Source organism: Streptomyces sp. NBC_01390, from assembly GCF_045040105.1.
In the GTDB taxonomy this organism is placed as follows: domain Bacteria; phylum Actinomycetota; class Actinomycetes; order Streptomycetales; family Streptomycetaceae; genus Streptomyces.
Window position 1 is genome coordinate 7,551,418 of sequence record NZ_CP109551.1, and the last position, 20,975, is coordinate 7,572,392.

At 70.3% G+C, this 20,975-nt stretch carries 16 protein-coding genes and 1 riboswitch; of the genes, 15 read left to right on the forward strand and 1 reads right to left on the reverse strand.

Translation table 11 applies throughout. The features are described from left to right. Window positions 1–4 precede the first annotated feature (4 nt). The gene (locus OG241_RS34125; RefSeq protein ID WP_405820849.1) at window positions 5–823 is read right to left on the reverse strand and encodes a hypothetical protein; all 819 of its coding nucleotides are present in this window, start codon (window positions 821–823) and stop codon (window positions 5–7) included. 455 nt (window positions 824–1,278) lie between these two features. On the opposite strand from OG241_RS34125, the gene OG241_RS34130 reads away from it, so the two are divergent. The 15 genes from OG241_RS34130 (at window position 1,279) to OG241_RS34200 (ending at window position 20,795) form a co-directional block, all read left to right on the forward strand. Continuing rightward, the gene (locus OG241_RS34130) at window positions 1,279–3,714 is read left to right on the forward strand and encodes an N-6 DNA methylase (RefSeq protein ID WP_405820851.1); all 2,436 of its coding nucleotides are present in this window, start codon (window positions 1,279–1,281) and stop codon (window positions 3,712–3,714) included. A 247-nt stretch (window positions 3,715–3,961) separates the two neighbouring features. Then, window positions 3,962–4,711 (forward strand): hypothetical protein, encoded by a 750-nt coding sequence (locus OG241_RS34135; protein WP_405820853.1) that lies wholly within the window; start codon window positions 3,962–3,964, stop codon window positions 4,709–4,711. Window positions 4,712–4,749: 38 nt separating this feature from the next. After that, window positions 4,750–6,231: a protein kinase domain-containing protein gene (locus OG241_RS34140; protein WP_405826560.1), complete on the forward strand. Its 1,482-nt coding sequence runs from the start codon at window positions 4,750–4,752 to the stop codon at window positions 6,229–6,231. A gap of 146 nt (window positions 6,232–6,377) precedes the next feature. Next, window positions 6,378–7,208 (forward strand): glycoside hydrolase domain-containing protein, encoded by an 831-nt coding sequence (locus OG241_RS34145; RefSeq protein WP_405826561.1) that lies wholly within the window; start codon window positions 6,378–6,380, stop codon window positions 7,206–7,208. Window positions 7,209–7,422: 214 nt separating this feature from the next. Further along, window positions 7,423–8,085, forward strand: a complete 663-nt coding sequence (locus tag OG241_RS34150) for a SurA N-terminal domain-containing protein (protein WP_405820855.1) — start codon at window positions 7,423–7,425, stop codon at window positions 8,083–8,085. Window positions 8,086–8,248: 163 nt separating this feature from the next. Next, window positions 8,249–9,316, forward strand: coding sequence for a nucleoside triphosphate pyrophosphohydrolase (locus tag OG241_RS34155; protein ID WP_405820856.1), 1,068 nt, complete (start codon window positions 8,249–8,251; stop codon window positions 9,314–9,316). Between the two features lie 90 nt (window positions 9,317–9,406). Next, entirely contained in the window at window positions 9,407–11,500 is a 2,094-nt protein-coding gene (locus OG241_RS34160) for a hypothetical protein (protein ID WP_405820858.1), read from the forward strand. A 97-nt stretch (window positions 11,501–11,597) separates the two neighbouring features. Next, the gene (locus OG241_RS34165; RefSeq protein ID WP_405820859.1) at window positions 11,598–12,899 is read left to right on the forward strand and encodes a cytochrome P450; all 1,302 of its coding nucleotides are present in this window, start codon (window positions 11,598–11,600) and stop codon (window positions 12,897–12,899) included. 162 nt (window positions 12,900–13,061) lie between these two features. Beyond that, window positions 13,062–14,081 (forward strand): transglycosylase family protein, encoded by a 1,020-nt coding sequence (locus OG241_RS34170; RefSeq protein ID WP_405820860.1) that lies wholly within the window; start codon window positions 13,062–13,064, stop codon window positions 14,079–14,081. A gap of 183 nt (window positions 14,082–14,264) precedes the next feature. Continuing rightward, window positions 14,265–14,436, forward strand: a riboswitch (cyclic di-AMP (ydaO/yuaA leader). Window positions 14,437–14,439: 3 nt separating this feature from the next. Further along, on the forward strand, window positions 14,440–15,174 hold the full coding sequence (locus OG241_RS34175) for a transglycosylase family protein (protein ID WP_405820861.1): 735 nt from the start codon (window positions 14,440–14,442) through the stop codon (window positions 15,172–15,174). Between the two features lie 349 nt (window positions 15,175–15,523). Then, window positions 15,524–16,810 carry a phosphopyruvate hydratase gene (gene eno / locus OG241_RS34180; RefSeq protein WP_319096763.1) on the forward strand — a complete coding sequence of 429 codons (1,287 nt, stop codon included), beginning with the start codon at window positions 15,524–15,526 and terminating at the stop codon, window positions 16,808–16,810. 101 nt (window positions 16,811–16,911) lie between these two features. Next, on the forward strand, window positions 16,912–17,388 hold the full coding sequence (locus tag OG241_RS34185) for a septum formation initiator family protein (RefSeq protein WP_405820863.1): 477 nt from the start codon (window positions 16,912–16,914) through the stop codon (window positions 17,386–17,388). Window positions 17,389–17,425: 37 nt separating this feature from the next. Then, the gene (locus tag OG241_RS34190; protein ID WP_405820865.1) at window positions 17,426–18,046 is read left to right on the forward strand and encodes a DUF501 domain-containing protein; all 621 of its coding nucleotides are present in this window, start codon (window positions 17,426–17,428) and stop codon (window positions 18,044–18,046) included. Then, window positions 18,043–18,984, forward strand: coding sequence for an exopolyphosphatase (locus tag OG241_RS34195; protein ID WP_405820867.1), 942 nt, complete (start codon window positions 18,043–18,045; stop codon window positions 18,982–18,984). The genes OG241_RS34190 and OG241_RS34195 overlap by 4 nt, the downstream gene beginning before the upstream one ends. A 410-nt stretch (window positions 18,985–19,394) precedes the next feature. Next, window positions 19,395–20,795 carry an NAD(P)/FAD-dependent oxidoreductase gene (locus OG241_RS34200; protein WP_405820868.1) on the forward strand — a complete coding sequence of 467 codons (1,401 nt, stop codon included), beginning with the start codon at window positions 19,395–19,397 and terminating at the stop codon, window positions 20,793–20,795. The last annotated feature ends 180 nt before the right edge of the window (window positions 20,796–20,975 follow it).

A 20,975-nucleotide genomic window follows, 5' to 3' on the forward strand; every position in this document is an offset into this window, starting at 1 on the left:
ACGCTCAGCCGTCCAGCGCGTCCAGGTCGAGGATCTTGCCCGTGGGCTTCTGGACGGCGACCGGCTTGTCGTAGTCGCTGAAGACGACGGTCCCGGGGTCCTTCGCCGACTTGCTGTCGACGCGCAGGAGATAGGGCTTGCCCTCACCGGCGACGTACATCGTGTACGTGTCCTTGCCGTCCTTCTCCGTCACGGCGACAGCGGACTTGCCGTCGACGGTCGTCGTGGCGCCGCGCGTCACCCCGGAGGCGGTCCCGGAAGTGCCGTCCTTGAAATCGGCGAGCACGCTGTCCAGGTCGCAGAAGCCCGCGAGGTCCTTGGCGTCCGAGCCCGTCGTGGCCATCTTGGTCCACTTGCCGGCCAGCATCGCCACGACCCCGTCGGTCTCCTCCTTCGACGAACCCTCGCTCTGCGCTCGCAGGAACTTCTCGTCGTACTTCATGTAGAGGGTGCTACCGGACTTCACGAGGTCGGCCTTGCCCTGACCGTTCATACTCATCGTCCCGGCACACTCGCCCCGCTTGTTGAGGGCCATGTCGATCCGGATCGTGCCGCCGCCCTCGTCGTCCGCAACATCGCCCGTCATGCGGAGCGACGAGGCACCCGAGGTGGCCGTAAGCGCTCGTTCGGCTATCTCGCCCGCGGTCAGCCCGGCGAACGGGTCCTTCTTCTTGTCGGCGGTGTCGGCGGTGTCGGCCGCGGTCTTGCCGGCCGCTTTGTCGGTTGTCTTGTCGGTCGCCTTGTCCCCGCCGGTCTGGCAGCCGGCGACCCCGGCGACAGTGACGGCGGTGAGGCAGAGGGCGGCAAGTGTGGTTCGGCGCATGGGATTTCCTTCGAGGTTTCTGGTGAGGACGAACTGAGCCGGAAGCGCTGAGAGCGCTGAGGACTGAGGACTGAGGGAGCTAGGAGTGACGAGAAGGGCCGAGAAGCGCGGACGAGTGCTGAGCGGTGTGGGCGGCGGTGGCGCAGTCCCCGGCGCTTCGCCACCGCCGCCCGGCCCGAAGCGACGCGAGGGGTTGGGGAAGAGAAGGAGGAGAAGCCACCTCTTCCCGGCGGCCCCCTCGTTCGCTGGGTCAATAACAGCAGACCGTGTGAACCGAGTCAACACGATTCACGCGCTGACTCATGTACACGGCCGTGAAGGGGTAGATCTTGTGTGCGCCGGTATGCTCGGCGTCACACGTTGAACGAGGGTGTACGACCAGGGCTGTGTACAGGTCACCAGAGCCGCACACAGGAACACCGGGGGCCGTGCACGGGACGAGGGGAGCGCGGCGCGTGCAGGACAACGCCACGGAAGTGACCGCCGCCGGTATCGCACGGCTCGCAGGCGTCGGCCGCGCCGCCGTCAGCAACTGGCGCCGCCGTCACGCCGACTTCCCCAAACCGGTCGGCGGCACCGAGACCAGCCCCGCCTTCGCTCTCGCCGAGGTCGAATCCTGGCTCCGTCACCAGGGGAAACTTGCCGAAGTGCCCCTCCGGGAACGCGTCTGGCAGCAACTCGTCGGCCACCCTGAGGGGCCGGCCACCGCCCTCGTCCACGCGGGCTGCGTTCTGCTGCTCATCCACGACCGCCCCACCGTCTGGCTCGAACTCGGCGCGGTCTCCGACGAACGCCTCGCCGCCCGCCTCCCCGCCACCCTGGAACAGGTGATCACCCCACGCTTCGGCGTCGCTCAGAAGCGCGGGGTTCACACCTCGCCGGCCGCGCGGGCAGTTCACACGGCGTCCGCCGAACAAGGGGTTCACAGTCCGACTGACGTTCGGGGAGTTCACACTCCGACGGATGTGCGTGCCGCGTCGGCCGTGAACGAGTCGGGCGGTGTGAACACCGCGGAGGCTGTGAACACCCCACCCGGAGTACACGCCCGCCACCCTGCCCCCGGCGTTCACACCGCCCCGGCCCCACCCCCGGTACACAGCTCAGCCTCCGTACACACCAACCCCGCCGCCCCGGCCGTACACAGCCCGCCCGCTGCATCCTCCGTACACACCCCGCCCCCTGCCCCCTCCGTACACACCCCCCTCACCGCCCCACCCGTACACACCCAACCCGCGGTACACACCCCCACCGGCCCCGCACTCCTCCCCTCCGTCCCCCTTCTCCGTGGAGTCGCCGAGCTCGCGGCCGAGATGGGGGCGCGGCAGGCGTACGAGTTCCTGGTCGGGCGGCATCTCGACGCCAACCCGCGGCAGTACACGCTCACCCCGGCCGAGCTCGCCCGCCTCATGGGGGACCTCGCCGGTCCGGCGCGCACCGTGCTCGACCCGGCCTGTGGCACCGGCGCACTCCTGCGCGCCGTTCCCGTGCGGGGTGCGCGGGAGGTCGAACGGGACGATTCCGAACGGGAGTTGTACGGGCAGGACAGCGCCCCGGAGCTGGCCGCGCTCACCGCACTCCGGCTCGCACTCCAGGGGCAGAACGTGGTGCGCACGGCTGTCGGGGACACGCTTCGCAGTGACGCGTATCCGGGGCTCAGGGTCGACGTGGTCCTCTGCCATCCGCCGTTCAACGAGCGCAACTGGGGGCACGACGAACTCGCGTACGACGCCCGCTGGGAGTACGGGTTCCCGGCCCGCAACGAGTCCGAGCTGGCCTGGGTGCAGCACGCGCTCGCGCGGCTCAAGGAGGGTGGCACGGCCGTACTGCTGATGCCGCCGGCCGCGGCCTCCCGGCGTTCGGGGCGCCGTATCCGCGCGGATCTGCTGCGGCGCGGGGCGCTGCGCGCGGTGATCGCGCTGCCGGTCGGCGCGGCACCCCCGTACAACATCCCGCTGCACCTGTGGGTGCTGCGGCGGCCCGACAAGGCGCCCGCGCAGCCCGAGGTGCTGCTCGCCGACACCGGGACCGTCGCCGAGCACACCGGGCGCGGCGGGCTCGACTGGGAGGCCGTGCGTACGGCCGTCCTCGATGCCTGGCGGCCCTTCGAGCGGGCCGGGACGGCGGTCGAGCGGCCGGGGGTGGCGCGTGCCGTCCCCGTCATCGAACTCCTCGACGACGACGTCGACCTCGCCCCCGCCCGTCACCTCCCGCCGGCCACCGCGGGCGACGGCGAGCAGCTGAGCGACGTACGGGAGCGGCTCGGTGAGACCCTGCGGCTGACCGTGGACCTCACTCCGCCCGCCCCCGCCGGGCCCACCGAGGGGCAGCCCGGGCGCTGGCCGCTGATCACCATCGGTGAACTCGCGCGCGGGGGCGCCCTGGTGATGCGTACGGGCGGAAACGGCGGCCACGCGCGCGTGCCCGTGCTCACCGACCACGACGTCGTCGCCGGCACCGCTCCCTCCGGTTCACTGCCCGAGAGCGACGAGGAGGCCGTGCGGGTGGCGGCGGGTGACGTCGTCGTGCCGGTGCTGGGCGGCGGGTCCGTCGCACGGGTGGTCGACGACGTGACCGCGGGGGCCGTTCTCGGCCGCAGCCTCGTCCTCCTCAGGCCCGATCCGGCCGCCCTCGACCCGTGGTTCCTCGCCGGGTTCCTGCGCGGCACCGCCAACAACCGGCAGGCCAGCAGCTACGCGTCCACCTCGACCCGGCTCGATGTGCGCCGACTGCAGCTGCCCCGGCTGCCCCTGGACGAACAGCGGCGCTACGGCGCCCGGTTCAGGGCGCTCGCAGAGTTCGAGGAGGCCCTGCGGCACGCGGGCCGTCTCGGCGGGCAGCTCGTCCGGGGCATGTACGACGGGCTGACGGACGGAACCGTCGCGCCCGACTGAGCGGACCGACTGAACAGACCGATTGAGCGGCCCGACTGAGCCGGTGGGAAACGCGTATCGGAGGCACGCGGGCGCGTGCAGGTGCGTACATGGACGTATCAACTGATGAGTCGGACAACGGTTCGGTACAACCCGGGACCTGTTGTCGTTGTCGGCCTATACGCTCGACGCGATATTCGTCCTTGTCAGGTCATCGGATTCGGGCGAGCTGGTTCAGTCGCGCAGGTTCAGTCGATCAGGAGCAACCATGTCAGGCCACGGCTACCCGCAGCCGGTGAAGCAGCCGCCCCCAAGCGGGTGGCTGGTCTTCCTGCGCGTGCTCTTCGTGGTGATCTCCGTGATGAGCTGCGGCCTCCTGACCTGGACGATGCTGCTGCGGCTGGCCATCGTGACCCGCAAGTCGCTCGACTGGGGCCTGTTCGTCGCCGTACTGGCGGCCGACATCCTCAGCCTCGTCCTGCTGGGCAACGAGCCCGGTGAGGACATCCACACCCCGGGCGGTTACACGGGCCTCGTGCTGCTCCTCGGCACCCTGGCGATCATGATCGGGTACTACATCGCCGCGGACGTACGCCACTTCCACCGGCTCCGAAATGCCGCCCTCGCCGGCCCGCAGCACCCCGGGTACATCCCGCAGCAGCCCCCGCACGCGTACGGCTACCCACAGCCCCCGGTGGGGTTCCAGTCCCAGCCCCAACCTCAGCCCCCGACGCCGTCGCCGTACACCGCCGCGCCCCCGTACCCGCCCCAGCCCCAGCCCCAGCCTCACACGCCGGTACCCCAGAACCATGGCCAGACCCTGATACCCCAGCCCCCCGTGGGCCGCCCGCCCGTCGACCCGCCGCGCCCCGCGCCCGCCCGTATCGACCAGGTCCGCGCCGAACTCGACGAGCTCAGCGACTTCCTGCGCCGCAGCGACGGCAACGGCGGTAATGGCAGCAACGGCAGTAATGGCAAGGGCAGCGGGGGCAGCAGCGGTCACGAGGGCGGACGGTGAGCGTGGCGACGGGACGCGTCATCGCCGACCGGTACGAACTGTCCACGCTCATCGGGCAGGGCGGCATGGGCCAGGTGTGGACGGCGTACGACCAGCGGCTCGACCGGCGGGTCGCGGTCAAGCTGCTGCGCCCCGACAAGGTCGCCGGCCAGGAGGCCGACGAGCTGCGCCGCCGCTTCGTGCGCGAGTGCCGGGTGACCGCGCAGGTCGACCACCCCGGTCTGGTCACGGTCCACGACGCGGGCAGCGAGGGCGAGGAACTGTTCCTCGTCATGCAGTACGTCGACGGCGCCGACCTCTCCGACCACCTCGCCGAGCACGACCCCTACCCCTGGCAGTGGGCGGTCGCCGTGGCCGCACAACTGTGCGCCGTACTGAGCGCCGTGCACGCCGTGCCGATCGTCCACCGCGACCTCAAGCCGCGCAACGTGATGGTGAAGCAGGACGGCACGGTCACCGTCCTCGACCTGGGCGTCGCCTCGGTCATGGACACGGACACGACCCGCCTCACGCACACCGGTTCCCCCATCGGCTCGCCCGCCTACATGGCCCCCGAGCAGGCGATGGGCGGCGCGGTCGGCCCGTACACGGACCTGTACGCACTCGGCGTACTCCTCCACGAACTCCTCAGCGGGGACGTGCCGTTCTCCGGCTCGACCGCCCTCGGCGTGCTCCACCGGCACCTCTACGAGCCGCCGCTGCCCGTGCGCCGGCTCAGGCCGGAGGTGCCGGAGGCATTGGAAGCGCTCGTCCTGCGGCTGCTCGCCAAGGACCCGCAGCACCGGCCCGCCTCCGCGCAGGAGGTCTACGAGCACCTGTCGCTGCTCCTCCCGGAGCGCGGGATGCCCACCGGAGCGCCCCTCGACCCCACGCGCCCCTTCCTACGCCCGCACGCCCCCTGGCCGGACCGCGCCCGCACCCCCGCGCCCCAGCCGACGGCCGCCCCGGTGGCCGAGCGGCCCGACGTCGCCGGAGCCGTCGACGAGGTCAAACGCCTCCTCGGCGAGGGCCGGATCACCCAGGCCGTCGACATCCTCGGCGGAATCCTGCCCGCCGCCGCCGAACAGCACGGCGAGCACTCCCCGGTCGTCCGCACCCTGCGCAAGCAGTACGCGGCCACCCTCATGGACGATGGCCAGTACCGCCGCGCGCTGCCCGAACTGCGCCGCCTCGCCGACGAACGCGCCGCCGAGGCGGGCCAGGCCGACCCCCAGTCGCTGCGCTTCCGCTACGAGGCCGCCCAGTGCCTCGAACAGCTCGGCGAACCCGCGGCGGCTCTCGCCGAGTACCGCGCCCTGCTGCCGTACTACGAGAACCAGTACGTCGCCGGCGACCCGGAACTCTCCCTCGACGTCCGCCGCCGTATCGGCCACCTTCTCCTCGCCCTCGGCGACCGCACCGCCGCCCGCGACACCCTCGCCCGCCTCCTCCACGACGTGGACCGCCTGCGCGGCCCCGGACATCCGCTGGCGGCCGAGATCCGGCGGACCCTGGAGTGGCTGGGACAGGTGCGCGGCTAGGGTTTGCCGTGACTTGAGGGAATCTTGTGGGTCCGCAGGACCGATGTTTTCCGAACACAGGAACGACGCCGGTTACGTTGCGACCTGCTTTCGTGTCGCAGACTTCGTGGCGCATACCGTCGCATACCAGGGGTGGGTTTTACGTGGTGTCCAGTCACCGGCAGTCCAAGAAGCGCAGGTACATCACCTGGGCGGTGGCCGGTACGGCCGTCGTCGCCGGGGCAGGGCTCGCCGCGCAGTCGTCGATGGCCGCCACCACCTGGCCCGCGCAGCGCACCTTCACCGGCCGCGCGTTCGACACCTGCACCGCGCCCTCCGTCGCCGCGATGAAGGCCTGGCGCACCAACAACTTCTACGGCGCCGCCGCCGTCTACATCGGCGGCAAGAACCGCGGCTGCGCCCAGCCCAACCTCACCGCGTCCTGGGTGAAGTCGGTCAGCACCCAGGGCTGGAAACTCATCCCCCTGTACGTCGGCGCCCAGCCGTCCTGCCAGACCGGTTCCAGCCCCGAGAAGCTCACCGCCGCCACGGCCGCCTCCCTCGGCGCGACGGACGCGGCGGACGCGGTGGCCAAGGCCTCGGCGCTCGGTATGAAGGCCGGCAGCCCGGTCTACCTCGACATGGAGTCGTACGACATCACGAACAAGGCGTGCAACGACGCCGTACTGACGTACGTACGCGCCTTCGACAAGGCACTGCAGGCCAAGACGTACCGCACCGGCTACTACGGCTTCACCAGCTCCAGCGCGAAGGCGATCGCCCAGGCCACCGACCGCACCAACCTGCCGGGCAATATGTGGTACGCGCTGTGGGACAAGCAGAACACCACCACCGCGGACTGGCCCTTCGCCGCCACGCAGTGGACCAACCACAGCCGGGCCCACCAGTACATGGTCAACAGCAAGGAGACGCGCGGCGGTTACACGATCACCGTGGACCGCGACGCGTGGGACGCGCCGGTGGCGATCACCGGCTGAGGCGCGACCGAGGCCCGACCGACGCCGCAAGGTAGTGAGGCGGTGCCCGAAGTCCTGGTGAATCGTTGGTCGAATGGCTTGGCCAGAGCTGAGCCACTGCCTAACATCGATCACCGCAAGACTTTGTGCGCCCGCCCGTCGCCCGACCACCGCCCCTCAACGAGGCGCTGCGCGCCACACCTGCTGGTTTGCACAATCTCCTCAGGAGGCTTCCTTGCACCGCCGTCGCCGCACCGCGCTCTTCCTCTCCGCCGCGATCGTCGCCGCGGCACCGCTCCTCACCGCCTGCGGAAGTGACGCGCATCCCGGCGCGGCGGCCGTCGTCGGCGGCCAGCGGATCACGGTCGCGCAGCTGGAGAGCAGGGTGAACGAGGTGCGCGCGGCGCAGCGGGCGGCCACCCCGGACCAGGCCCAGTACGCGCAGACAGTCGCCAGAACCGGCAGCCTCACCCGGGACACCCTGCACACCCTGGTCCTCGACCGCGTCCTGAACCAGGCCGCGAAGAACGCGGGCGTGACCGTGACCCGCAAGGACGTCCAGAGCCTGCGCGCCTCCCTGGAACAGCAGGCGGGCAACGCGAAGGCGCTCGAGGACGCCTGGCTCCAGCAGTACGGTGTCGCTCCGGCCCGCCTCGACGACAGCCTCCACACCGAGATCGTGGCCCAGAAACTGGCCGCCGCCCTCGGCGCCGACATGAATACGCCGGACGGCCAGGCCACGTTCTGGAAGGCGATGTCCGAGGCCTCGAAGACCCTCGACGTCGACCTGAACCCGCGCTACGGCACCTGGGACGTCAAGAAGAGCAGCCGTGTCGACGCGAAGACCCCCTGGGTACGGGAGATCACAGCGCCGCAGACGGCCCAGGGCACGGCGTAACGGCTACGGCTTCGTCTACGGCGTAACGGCTGTCCGAACAGGCGTACGAGCGTACGGGCGATCGCGGGTTCATGGGCGCGCCCGGACTGCCCCGGCCTGTGGACAACTGAGCAGGCTGTGGACAACCGGTGGGGCTGTCGGTGGCGTGGGTTACGTTCGGAGGGTGAACGCAACCAGCAGCTTCGAGACGGCTCCGGAGACGGAGATGGGGACGCGGACCGACTCCGGTCGAGTCGTCCTGCTCACCACCAGCCACCGCGTGGCCCCCGGCCTGCTGTCCTGGCCCGCCTGGCAGGTGCTGCACGCGGCCGACCGGGTGCTGTGCGCGGACGGTGACCATCCGCAGCTGCCCTATCTGCGGGACGCCGGCATAACGGTCGAGGAGACCGCCCCGACCGCCCAGGACCTGCTCGACGCCTGCGCCGGCGGTCGGACGGTCGTGGTCGTGACGACGGGCGAGGGGGACCCGGCTCTCACCGACGGCCTGGCCCGTCTCGCGGGCTCCGGCCGTGTACAGATGCCGGACCTGGAACTTCTGCCCGCCTCCTACGACCTTCCCGGCGCCCGCCTCCTCGACCTCGTCCAGGTCATGGACCGCATCCGCCTGGAGTGCCCCTGGTCGTCCCGCCAGACGCACAAGGGCCTGGCGAAGTACGGCATCGAGGAGGCGTACGAACTCGTCGAGGCGATCGAGGAGGGCGACCGGGACGAGCTGCGCGAGGAACTGGGGGACGTCCTGCTCCAGGTCGTCTTCCACGCCCGCATCGCCGAGGAGGGGAGCGGGGCGAGTGAGGAGAGCGCGGAGGACGAGGATGAGGACGGCGCGGGCCCCTTCTCGATCGACGACGTGGCCGCCGGCATCGTCACGAAACTCATCCACCGCCACCCGCACGTCTTCGGCGACGAGACGGCGTCCACACCGGAGGACGTCAAGGAGCTCTGGCTGCGTACCAAGGCGGTCGAGAAGCGCCGGACCTCGGTGACGGAGGGCATCCCGCTCGGCCAGCCCGCCCTGGCCCTCACGGCGAAACTGGCGTCCCGCGTCCACACTGCGGGCCTGGACGTTCCGCTGCCGCAGGGCGCGGGCATCGGATACGAGCTGCTGGAGCTGGCGGTACGGGCGGAGCGCGAGGGAGTGGATCCGGAGGGGGCGCTGCGGGCCGCCGCCCGGGCCTACCGGGACGCGGTCCGGGTGAGTGAGGGTGCGACGACGGAAGGGGCGGTGACGTAGCGGGCGGCGACGGAGGGGGCGCTGGAGCGCTGATGCGCCCCCGGATCAGTACGGTTGTCCCAGGGCCGGTGCTGAGGCGTGGGGGCGTGCGTGGACGAGAAGATGGATCAGCTGGCGGCCGAGGGCGCCGAGGCACTGGTTGCCGGGCTCAGGTCGGCCGACTGGGAACGGGTTCGGGACTGGTTCGCCGAGTGGTTCGACCAGCGTGGGCAGGACGACTGCGTCCATGCCCTCCGCGCGCTGCGTGGACCGGCTGAGTTCGCCGACACGGAGAAGCCGATCTGGCGCGACCGGTTGAGCGAGGCACTCGCCGACGCGTGGGATCTGGACGGCGCTGATGAACTGGCCATTGTCATCGAGGAGTTGAAGCTGCCCCCGAGGAGCGAGGCGTCGGCCGCGGAGCTGACTCCGGCTCCGGTTTCCGTTCCGGCTCCGGTCTCGGCCTCCGCTTCGGTTTCGGCCTCCGCTCCAGATCCGGCCTCCGCTCCGGATCCCGTGGTGCCGGGGGATCGCTTCGACTTCCAAGGGATCACGGTCAACGGCCAGTTCGTCGGTGTGCAGCACGTGCGGCAGGTGCAGCAGACGGATGGGGATGCCCCGAGGGACGCTCCCCGGTCCCCTTCGGAGGACTGGCCCGTGGCGGAGGGCATGGATCCGCTGGCATACGGGGTACGGCCGACATGGCGAGGCAATGGGCTTCCGCAACTCCCGCCGTATGTGGCACGGGACGCCGATCCGGCGGTCAACTCGGCTCTGGAGCTGGCGGCTTCGAAGGGCGGCCTGGTCGTCGTACGAGGCGACGCGTTTGTCGGGAAGTCGCGTACGGCGCTTGCCGCGATGGCCGAAGTGCTCCCCGGGGTACGGGTGTTCGCGCCCGCCCGGCACGAGAACCTGCGGCAGCTTCCCGCCCTGCTGAGAAGCCTGCCCGGCGAACGCTGCGCGCTGTGGCTCGACGACCTCGACGGTCACCTCGGAGACGGGGGCCTGGAACCGCGGCTGCTGGCCCAGTTGACGGGGCAGGGGGTGGCGGTGGTCGCGACGATGAGCGAGGACACGTACGACGAGTTCCGGAAGTCGTCCCGGGGCCGCGTTCTCGATCTGGCGCACATCGTCGAACTGCCCCGGGAGTGGAGCCACGCGGAGCGGCAGCGGGCGGGGGAGACCGAGGACCCCAGGCTGAAGGACGCAGCGCGCAGGTCCGGGGCGGAGGGCGTGGCGGGGTATCTCGCGGTCGGGCCGATGCTGTGGGAGGAGTGGCGGCGGGCCCGGCGTGCGGACCGGCATCCGCGCGGGTACGCCCTGGTCCGGGCGGCGGTCGACCTGGCCCGGTGCGGATTGCGGGGCCCGCTGTCCCAGGACCTCCTCCTTCAGGTGCACGAGGGGTATGAGGGGTACGACGGCGCGGCCGGCCTGGAACGGGAGTCCGTGGACGACGCTTTGGCCTGGGCGGCGGAGCAGCGGCACGGGGTGCTGCGGATGCTGATGAGGAGTGGGGCGAGCACGTGGGAGGCGTCCCCCTCCCTGGTGGACACCGCGTCCCAGGACGAGACGTTTCCGGCGGTGGATGTGGCGGTGTGGGGGGTGGCGCTGGAGGTGGCCCGGGCGAACTCGGCGTACGACTTCGCGGTGGTCGTCGAAGGGGCACGGGGAGCCTTCCGGGCGGCGGCGGACGCGGGTGACGTGCGGGCCATGTTCGAGCTGGGCGTACTGGAGGAGAGCCTCGGGGACTGGGAAGCGGCGGAGAGCTGGTTTCGGCGGGCGGTGAAGGCCGGGGAGCCGGAGGCCGCGGGGAAGCTGGGACGGCTGCTGGTGGACAAGAGGGAAGAGCGGAAGGCGGAACCCTTTCTGGAGATGGCCGCCAGGGCCGGGGACTTCGGAGCGGCGCACCTGCTCGGGACCGTTCTTCGTGACCGGGGGCTCTGGTGGCTGGGGATGGCGTCCGAGTCGAAAGACCCGGCGAGAGTGCCCGAACTGCTGCTTCTGCTGCGCGGAGACAGGGAGTTCGGGAGGGGCTTCGACCAGCGGGAGCCCGCAGCGGACAGCTCGCCGCGCGACGGCGGCCGTGAGACGGATAACGACGCCCCAGGTGATGCTCGTGACGACGCCCATGACGATGCTCGTGACGACGCCCGTGTCGCCCGCCTCATCGCCCGTCTCTCTAAGAAGCACGGACTCGATGAATGATGAACAGAGTGCCGGCAGCGCGGGACCGGCGGGGTGGCCACCCGGCTGGCGAGCAGGCGCTCCCGGAGCCCCCCGATCCTCCCGATACCGTCGACGAGTGACCAACCAGCCCCACTCCACGCCTCCGGCCCCCGAACTCTTCACCTGGGAGTTCGCCACCGACCCCTACCCCGCCTACGCCTGGCTTCGTGAGCACGCGCCCGTGCACCGGACCAGGTTGCCCAGCGGGGTCGAGGCCTGGCTGGTCACGCGGTACGGGGATGCCAAGCAGGCCCTCGCCGATCCCCGGCTCTCCAAGAACCCCGCCCATCACGACGAGCCCGCGCACGCCAAGGGCAAGACCGGTATCCCCGGTGAGCGCAAGGCCGAGTTGATGACCCATCTGCTGAACATCGATCCGCCGGACCACACCAGGCTGCGGAGGCTCGTCGCCAAGGCGTTCACCCCGCGCCGGGTCGCCGAGTTCGCGCCCCGCGTCCAGGAACTCACCGATCAGCTGATCGACCGGTTCGCAGCGAGCGGCTCCGCCGACCTCATCCACGAGTTCGCCTTCCCGCTGCCCATCTACGCGATCTGCGACCTGCTGGGCGTACCCCGCGAGGACCAGGACGACTTCCGGGACTGGGCCGGGATGATGATCCGGCACGGGGGAGGGCCCCGGGGCGGGGTCGCCCGGTCGGTGAAGAAGATGCGGAGCTATCTCGCGGAGCTGATCCACCGCAAGCGCGAGGCGCTGTCCGACGTGCCCGAGCCCGGTGAGGACCTCATCTCCGGACTCATCCGCGCCTCCGACGAGGGTGAGCACCTCACGGAGAACGAGGTCGTCGCCATGAGTTTCATCCTGCTGTTCGCCGGTTTTGAGACAACTGTCAACCTGATCGGCAACGGCGTCCACTCCCTTCTCACCCACCCCGAGCAACGCGCCCGCCTCCAGGCGTCCCTGGCCGACGAGGACTCCTCCGTCCTCGAAACGGGTGTCGAGGAACTCCTGCGCTACGACGGCCCGGTCGAGCTGGCCACCTGGCGCTACGCCACTCGCCCGGTCAGCATCGGCGGGCAGGACATCGCGGCCGGCGACCCCGTCCTCGTCGTCCTCGCCGCCGCCAACAGGGACCCGGCGCGGTTCGCCGACCCCGACACCCTCGATCTCGGCCGCCGGGACAACCAGCACCTCGGATACGGCCACGGCATCCACTACTGCCTCGGTGCCCCGCTCGCCCGCCTGGAGGGCCGCAGCGCGCTTGCCACCCTCCTCACCCGCCTCCCTGACCTGCGACTCGCCGTGGATACGGCCGAGTTGCGATGGCGGGGCGGGCTCATCATGCGTGGACTGCGCACCCTGCCCGTCGAGTTCACGCCGGTGCGCGAATCCGGCCAAACCTTGCCGGCGGCGCCGTAGAAGATCACGAGAAGGTGACGCTCCCTCAACAATGTGATCTTCACGTGATCTGTGCGGCATGAACTTGTGACAAGTGATCGCCTGCGGCTACGTTCGTGCACCAGTGCGATGCCCGGCATCACGCGTCGCACTGGTCCCCGCTGTCTCGTGAAAGGCAACCGCATGCTCTCCGGGAACGGTCGTCACCGTCGCCCCCGCCAGGCCCCGGCGCTGCTCGTCTCGGCCGGCGTCGCCGGCTCCGCCATCGCCATCCCGCTGCTCGGCGCAACCGGCGCCAGCGCGGCCAGTGGCACCACCTGGGACAGGGTCGCGGAGTGCGAGAGCGGCGGCTCCTGGAGTGCCAACCCCGGCAACGGGTACTACGGCGGGCTCCAGTTGACCCAGGCGGACTGGGAGAAGTACGGCGGTCTGTCCTACGCTCCGAGCGCCGACCAGGCCAGCCGTTCCCAGCAGATCGCCGTCGGCGAGAAGATCCTCGCCGACCAGGGCGCCGGGGCCTGGGAGGCCTGCGCGCTGCTGTCCGGGCTCGGCAAGGACACCGGCTCGGCCGACGTCGACACCGGTGTGGCCGGGGGCGACACCGACGGGGACAAGGGTGACGTCTCGGGGCTGGGTCTGGGAGTGATCTCGGGCTCGGGGTCGGACTCCTCTTCCTCCTCCTCGACTTCGGCGTCGCCCACGCCCTCGGGATCCCCCTCCACCGGCTCCTCGGCCCTGACCGGGGGCTCCGACTCGTCGCCGTCCCCGACGCCGTCCGGCGGGGTGAAGACCGGCTCCTCCGGCGCCGGTGACTCCGCCGGGTCGGCCACCTCACCGTCCCCTTCCGACTCGTCGCCCGGCGCGAACGGCTCGAAGAAGGGCGACAGTTCACCCGTAGGGGACGTAAAGGGTGAAGAGTCTGCCAAATCAGGCCAGAAGGCGGAAAAGACGGGTGGTTCGGGCAGTACCGAGACCTCTGCCGGTACCGGCCGTCACCGCGGCAAGGCCGAAGGGTCGTACACCGCGAGCATCGGGGACGCCCTCTGGGATGTCACCGGCTCCATCGATCTCGTCGGCGAGCAGCCCGAACCCTCCAAGCCCGCCGAGCCCACCGCCGGGAGCGACGACTTCCTTGACTCGGGCTCGGGCCTCGTTCTCCCCGGTCAGATCCTTGCGGTAGGTAGCGAACCCGGGCAAAACTAACCGGAGTTCACGTCCTGGTTTCGGGCTGAATGTCCGTTATCGATGCGGTGAGAGATAGGTCTCAGAAGCCCTGATCGTCTTTGTATTTCATCGGATCAGCTGTTTACGGTCGTCATCGCCCGCCACAGTGGGCCCCGCCGGTCGCAACGCCGAATCCTGCCAACGGCCGAACGGGAACAGTCGTCGCGTAAAGCGCCGTAGGCAGGAGCGGGGGACCCAAGGTAGGTGCCGCACCGGGCAGTTGTCCGGAGCGGCTCGGGGTGAAGCCGTACGCCGCCCGACAGGGGCGTACGGCCGGGCAACTCAACCGGCCCGAACCCGACAGCTCACCTCGCAGGCGTCGGTGAGGGGATCTTTCATGCTGTTTTCCGGCAAGGGCAAGCACCGTCGTCCGTCCAAGGCCACCCGCGTCGTCGCCATCGCCGGCGTGACCGGTGCCGCTGTCGCCGCTCCGCTGCTGGCGGCCGGCTCCGCCTCCGCCGCCACCTCCGCCGAGTGGGACACCGTCGCCCAGTGCGAGTCCGGCGGCAACTGGTCCATCAACACCGGCAACGGCTACTACGGCGGCCTGCAGTTCTCCGCCTCGACCTGGGCCGCGTACGGCGGCACGGCGTACGCCGGCACCGCCGACCAGGCGTCGAAGTCCCAGCAGATAACCATCGCCGAGAAGGTCCTCGCGGGCCAGGGCAAGGGTGCCTGGCCGGTCTGCGGCACGGGCCTGTCCAGCGCCTCCTACGACGGCGGTTCGAGCAGCAGCAACGGCGGCGGCACGAGCACGGGTACGAGCAACAACAACTCGTCCAGCGGCTCCAGCTCCAGCGGGTCGAGCGAGACCTCCACCCGCTCCACCGACAGCCAGCAGGCCTCCCGTTCGCAGGAGCGGCCCGCCGCGAAGAAGACCGTCACCACCCCGACCGGCAAGAAGGTCAAGAAGGGCGACGGCGAGTACAAGGTCGTCAAGGGCGACAGCCTCAGTGCGATCGCCCAGGCGCACCACGTCAAGGGCGGCTGGCAGAAGCTGTTCCAGCTGAACAAGGACATCATCGACGACGCCGACTTCATCTTCCCGGGCCAGCAGCTGCACCTCAGCTGATCCCGGTCACCTTCGGGCCGTGCATCCCCCAGATCCCAGCCGGCCCGAAGGTGAACCACAGGACCCTCACAGCCGTGCCTTCCAGAGTGAAGGCCTCGTGCGGGTCACCCCCCGTCCCCCACGGGCTCCCCGCTCCGGTGCGTGTTCCCCCGTACGCACCGGAGCGGGGCTTTTTGTTCCCTGGGGGAACAATGTTTACCCTCGGTTCCGTTCGTGTTCCGTCCATGGGGTGGTCGGACGGCTGGCCGATCCCCCCGAGCCGGTTAGGCTCATCAACGCGGAGCCGCCGCGGCCCCGTACTCGCGAGGCCTCAGCAGCCCCGCGTACCCGCGTCACATTCCATAAGGAGATGCTCGTGCCGTCCATCGACGTCGTCGTAGCCCGGGAAATCCTCGACTCGCGAGGCAACCCCACCGTCGAGGTCGAGGTCGGCCTCGATGACGGCAGCACCGGTCGTGCCGCCGTCCCGTCCGGCGCCTCCACCGGAGCCTTCGAGGCCATCGAGCTGCGCGACGGTGACCCCAACCGCTACCTCGGCAAGGGTGTCGAGAAGGCCGTCCTCGCCGTCATCGAGCAGATCGGCCCGGAGCTCGTCGGCTACGACGCCACCGAGCAGCGCCTGATCGACCAGGCCATGTTCGACCTGGACGCCACCGACAACAAGGGCTCCCTCGGCGCCAACGCCATCCTCGGCGTCTCCCTCGCCGTCGCCCACGCCGCCTCCGAGGCCAGCGACCTGCCGCTCTTCCGCTACCTCGGCGGCCCGAACGCGCACCTGCTGCCCGTCCCGATGATGAACATCCTCAACGGTGGATCCCACGCGGACTCCAACGTCGACATCCAGGAGTTCATGATCGCCCCGATCGGCGCGGAGTCCTTCTCCGAGGCGCTGCGTTGGGGCGCGGAGATCTACCACACCCTCAAGAAGGTGCTGAAGACCAAGGGCCTGTCCACCGGTCTCGGCGACGAGGGCGGCTTCGCCCCGAACCTGGAGTCCAACCGCGCCGCGCTCGACCTCATCATCGAGGCCATCAAGCAGGCCGGCTACGTCCCCGGCGAGCAGATCGGCCTGGCGCTCGACGTCGCCGCGTCCGAGTTCTACAAGGACGGCAAGTACGAGTTCGAGGGCAAGTCCCGCACGGCCGCCGAGATGACCGAGTACTACGAGGAGCTCGTCTCCGCGTACCCGCTCATCTCCATCGAGGACCCGCTGTACGAGGACGACTGGGCCGGCTGGAAGACCATCACCGACAAGCTGGGCGACAAGGTCCAGATCGTCGGCGACGACCTCTTCGTCACCAACCCGGAGCGCCTCGCCCGTGGCATCGAGGAGGGTTCGGCCAACGCCCTGCTCGTCAAGGTCAACCAGATCGGCTCGCTGACCGAGACCCTGGACGCCGTCGAGATGGCGCAGCGCAACGGCTTCAAGTGCATGATGTCCCACCGCTCCGGCGAGACCGAGGACGTCACCATCGCCGACCTCGCCGTCGCGGTGAACTGCGGCCAGATCAAGACCGGCGCCCCGGCCCGCTCGGACCGCGTCGCCAAGTACAACCAGCTCCTGCGCATCGAGGAGATCCTCGACGACGCGGCGGTCTACGCCGGCCGCTCGGCCTTCCCCCGCTTCAAGGGCTGACCCCGACCTGGGTCAAGGCATAGCCAGTCGTACGTACGTCCCCGTACCCGGTCCCGTACCGTGTGCGGGGACGTACGCGCGTGTGAACGGGAGGCGGGAACATGGCCGTGAAGGACCGGGACCGGTTCTCCACCGCGACCAGGATCAAGCTGCTCGGCGAGCAGACGGCGGCCCGCGTCTACCGTTCGCAGACCAAGCGTCAGGCCCGCCGCTCCCGCCTGACCGGCCGTGCGGCCCTGCTCGTCCTGGTGCTCTGCTCGCTGATCGTGGCGCTGGCCTACCCGATAAGGCAGTACGTCTCCCAGCGCGCCGACATCGCCGACCTGGAGCGCGAGCGCGACCAGGCCAGCCGGCGGGTCGAACAGCTGCGCGACCTTAAGGCGCGCTGGCAGGACGACTCGTACGCGGAGCAGCAGATCAGGCAGCGGCTGCACTATGTGATGCCGGGCGAGACCGGATACGTCGTGATCGACCCGGACGCGGCGAAGCAGTCGCGCGTCGACCTGGGCGCGGCCGACCGCCCCTGGTACGCGAACGTCTGGGACGGCGTGGACAAGGCCGACGCCGCCGACCAGTGAGCTCACCAGTGAAGTGAACGGAACAGAGAAGACAGGTATGGACACGCCCCCGCCTCCCACCCCGCGCACCGAGCCGACCGACGCGGACGTCGCGGCCTTCGAGCGGCAGCTCGGCCGCCCGCCGCGCGGGCTGCGCGCCATCGCGCACCGCTGCCCCTGCGGGCACCCGGACGTCGTCGAGACGGCGCCGCGGCTGCCGGACGGCACTCCCTTCCCCACGACGTACTACCTGACGTGCCCCCGCGCCGCCTCGGCGATCGGCACGCTGGAGGCGAACGGCGTGATGAAGGAGATGACGGAACGGCTGGCGACGGACCCGGAGCTGGCCGCCGCGTACCGGGCCGCGCACGAGGACTACATCGCCCGCCGGGACGCGATCGAGGTCCTGGAGGGCTTCCCGAGCGCGGGCGGCATGCCGGACCGTGTGAAGTGCCTGCACGTCCTCGTGGGCCACTCGCTGGCCGCCGGCCCCGGGGTGAACCCGCTGGGCGACGAGGCGATCGCGATGCTGCCGGAGTGGTGGGCGAAGGGGCCGTGCGTGATGCGCGCGGGGCCTCCGGTGGGGCAGGACTGGACAGTGCACACGAACGACTCCGGCACAGGCCACTTCGCGTTCAAACCGGTGGACGCGGCGGAGTCCGGGGAGGGCGACAAGTGACCCGTGTCGCCGCCATCGACTGCGGTACGAACTCGATCCGCCTCCTCGTCGCCGACGCCGACCCGGAGACGGGTGAACTCGTCGACCTGGACCGTCGGATGACCATCGTCCGCCTCGGCCAGGGCGTCGACCGTACGGGCCGCCTCGCCCCGGAGGCGCTGGAGCGGACCTTCGCGGCCTGCCGTGAGTACGCGGGCATCATCAAGGAGCACGGCGCCGAGCGGCTCCGCTTCGTCGCGACGTCCGCCTCCCGGGACGCGGAGAACAGGGACGAGTTCGTACGAGGGGTGCTGGACATCCTGGGTGTCGAGCCGGAGGTCATCTCGGGCGACCAGGAGGCCGAGTTCTCCTTCACGGGCGCCACCAGGGAACTGACGGGGCGCGACGACCTCGCCAAGCCCTACCTCGTCGTGGACATCGGCGGCGGCTCGACCGAGTTCGTGGTCGGCGACGACCAGGTGCGCGGGGCCCGGTCCGTGGACATCGGCTGCGTACGGATGACGGAACGGCACCTGGTTCGGGACGGCGCTGTCATCGACCCGCCGGGGGACGCCGAGATCGCCGCCGTACGGGCCGACATCGAGGCCGCCCTCGACCTGGCCGCCGAGACCGTCCCGCTGAGCGAGGCGCGGACCCTGGTCGGGCTCGCGGGGTCGGTCACCACGGTGTCGTCGATCGCCCAGAACCTGCCCGCGTACGACTCGGCGGCCATCCACCACTCCCGGGTCTCCTACGACCGCGTCCGCGAGATCACGGAGACCCTTCTCCGGTCCACGCACGCCGAACGGGCGGCGATTCCGTCCATGCATCCGGGGCGTGTGGACGTGATCGGCGCGGGAGCTCTGGTGCTGCTGTCGATCATGGAACGGATCGGGGCGTCGGAGGTCGTCGTGAGCGAGCACGACATCCTCGACGGCATCGCCTGGTCGGTCGCGTAACCCCTCGACTGAGCAGGTCGGATGACGCATGAGCGCACTTGAGGGGCTGTTCGCGGCCCCTCGGTGACGCCCTCCCGGGAAAGTTCGTGAAGTTCTTCACAAGGAATTCGGTCCTGTTGGGCGACGAACGTGGTCCGGAGGGCCCTTTCGGGGGCTCACCTGGGGTGGGAGCCTGCTCGGGGGAGCATTGCGGTGGTGTTTCCGGGGGGTGTTGCGGGGCGCTGGTCCAGTCGCCCCGGAGACCCGGAAGAGCAGTTCACGCGGCATTGACATCGGGGCGTACCGCCCGCTGGTACCCCTCGCGTGGCATGGCCCCGGCGAGGTGGGCCGCGCAGTGTAACAGAGGGTCCGGATAAGCTTGTGAAGGGGCGCACGAGCGACCCCCCTGGACCGGGTGGATACTCGATGGCATGAGCACCACGGAGCGTCCCAGGATCCTCGTAGTAGGCGGTGGGTACGTAGGCCTGTACGCAGCTCGGCGCATCCTCAAGAAGATGCGCTACGGCGAGGCGACCGTCACGGTCGTCGACCCCCGGTCGTACATGACCTACCAGCCCTTCCTCCCCGAAACCGCCGCCGGCAGCATTTCGCCGCGCCACGTCGTCGTACCACTGCGACGTGTGCTGCCCAAGGCGGAAGTCCTCACCGGTCGGGTCACCACCATCGACCAGGACCGCAAGGTCGCCACGATCGCCCCCCTCGTGGGTGAGGCGTACGAGCTGCCTTTCGACTACCTCGTCATCGCCATGGGCGCGGTCTCCCGCACCTTCCCGATCCCCGGCCTCGCCGAACAGGGCATCGGCATGAAGGGCATCGAAGAGGCCATCGGCCTGCGGAACCACGTCCTCGAGCAGCTGGACAAGGCTGACTCCACGACCGACGAGGAGATCCGCCGCAAGGCGCTCACCTTCGTCTTCGTCGGCGGTGGCTTCGCGGGTGCGGAGACCATCGGCGAGGTCGAGGACATGGCTCGCGACGCGGCGAAGTACTACACCAGCGTGTCCCGCGAGGACATGCGGTTCATTCTCGTCGACGCCGCCGACAAGATCCTTCCCGAGGTCGGCCCGAAGCTGGGCCAGTACGGCAAGGAGCACCTGGAGAGCCGCGGGGTCGAGATCTATCTCTCGACGTCGATGGACTCGTGTGTCGACGGTCATGTGGTGCTGAAGAACGGCCTCGAGGTCGACTCCAGCACCATCGTGTGGACCGCCGGTGTGAAGCCCAACCCGGTGCTTTCCCGGTTCGGCCTGCCGCTGGGGCCGCGCGGGCACGTGGACGCGCAGCCGACGCTGCAGGTCACGGGTACGGACTACGTGTGGGCCGCGGGCGACAACGCCCAGGTGCCGGACGTGGCCGCCCGCAAGGCCGGCGTGGAGAACGCCTGGTGCCCGCCGAACGCGCAGCACGCGCTGCGGCAGGCGAAGGTGCTCGGCGACAACGTGGTCTCCGGTATGCGGGGCTTCCCGCAGAAGGACTACGCGCACTCCAACAAGGGCGCTGTCGCGGGTCTCGGCCTGCACAAGGGCGTCGCGATGATCGTCATGGGCAAGGTGAAGATCAAGGTCAAGGGCCGGCTGGCGTGGTACATGCACCGCGGCTACCACGGTCTGGCGATGCCGACGTGGAACCGGAAGATCCGGGTGTTCGCGGACTGGACGCTGGCGATGTTCCTGAAGCGTGAGGTTGTTGCGCTGGGCGCGCTGGAGACTCCTCGTGAGGAGTTCTACGAGGCTGCGAAGCCGGCGCCGGTCGCTGCCGCGAAGGCGGCGGAGACGAAGGCCGAGGAGAAGACAGAGGCCAAGGCCTCCTGACGCGTTCGTTCCTTTGACCTCCGGTCGCTGAGTTACCTGAGTTACCTGGATTACCCCTGAAGGGGCTGCTCGCCATCCGTGGTGCGGGCGGCCCCTTCAGGCGTTTTCTCGCCCCCGCCGCCCCTACCCGTCCCATCCCGTTCCTGGGGGCTGCGCCCCCAGACCCCCTGTCGGCCCTGA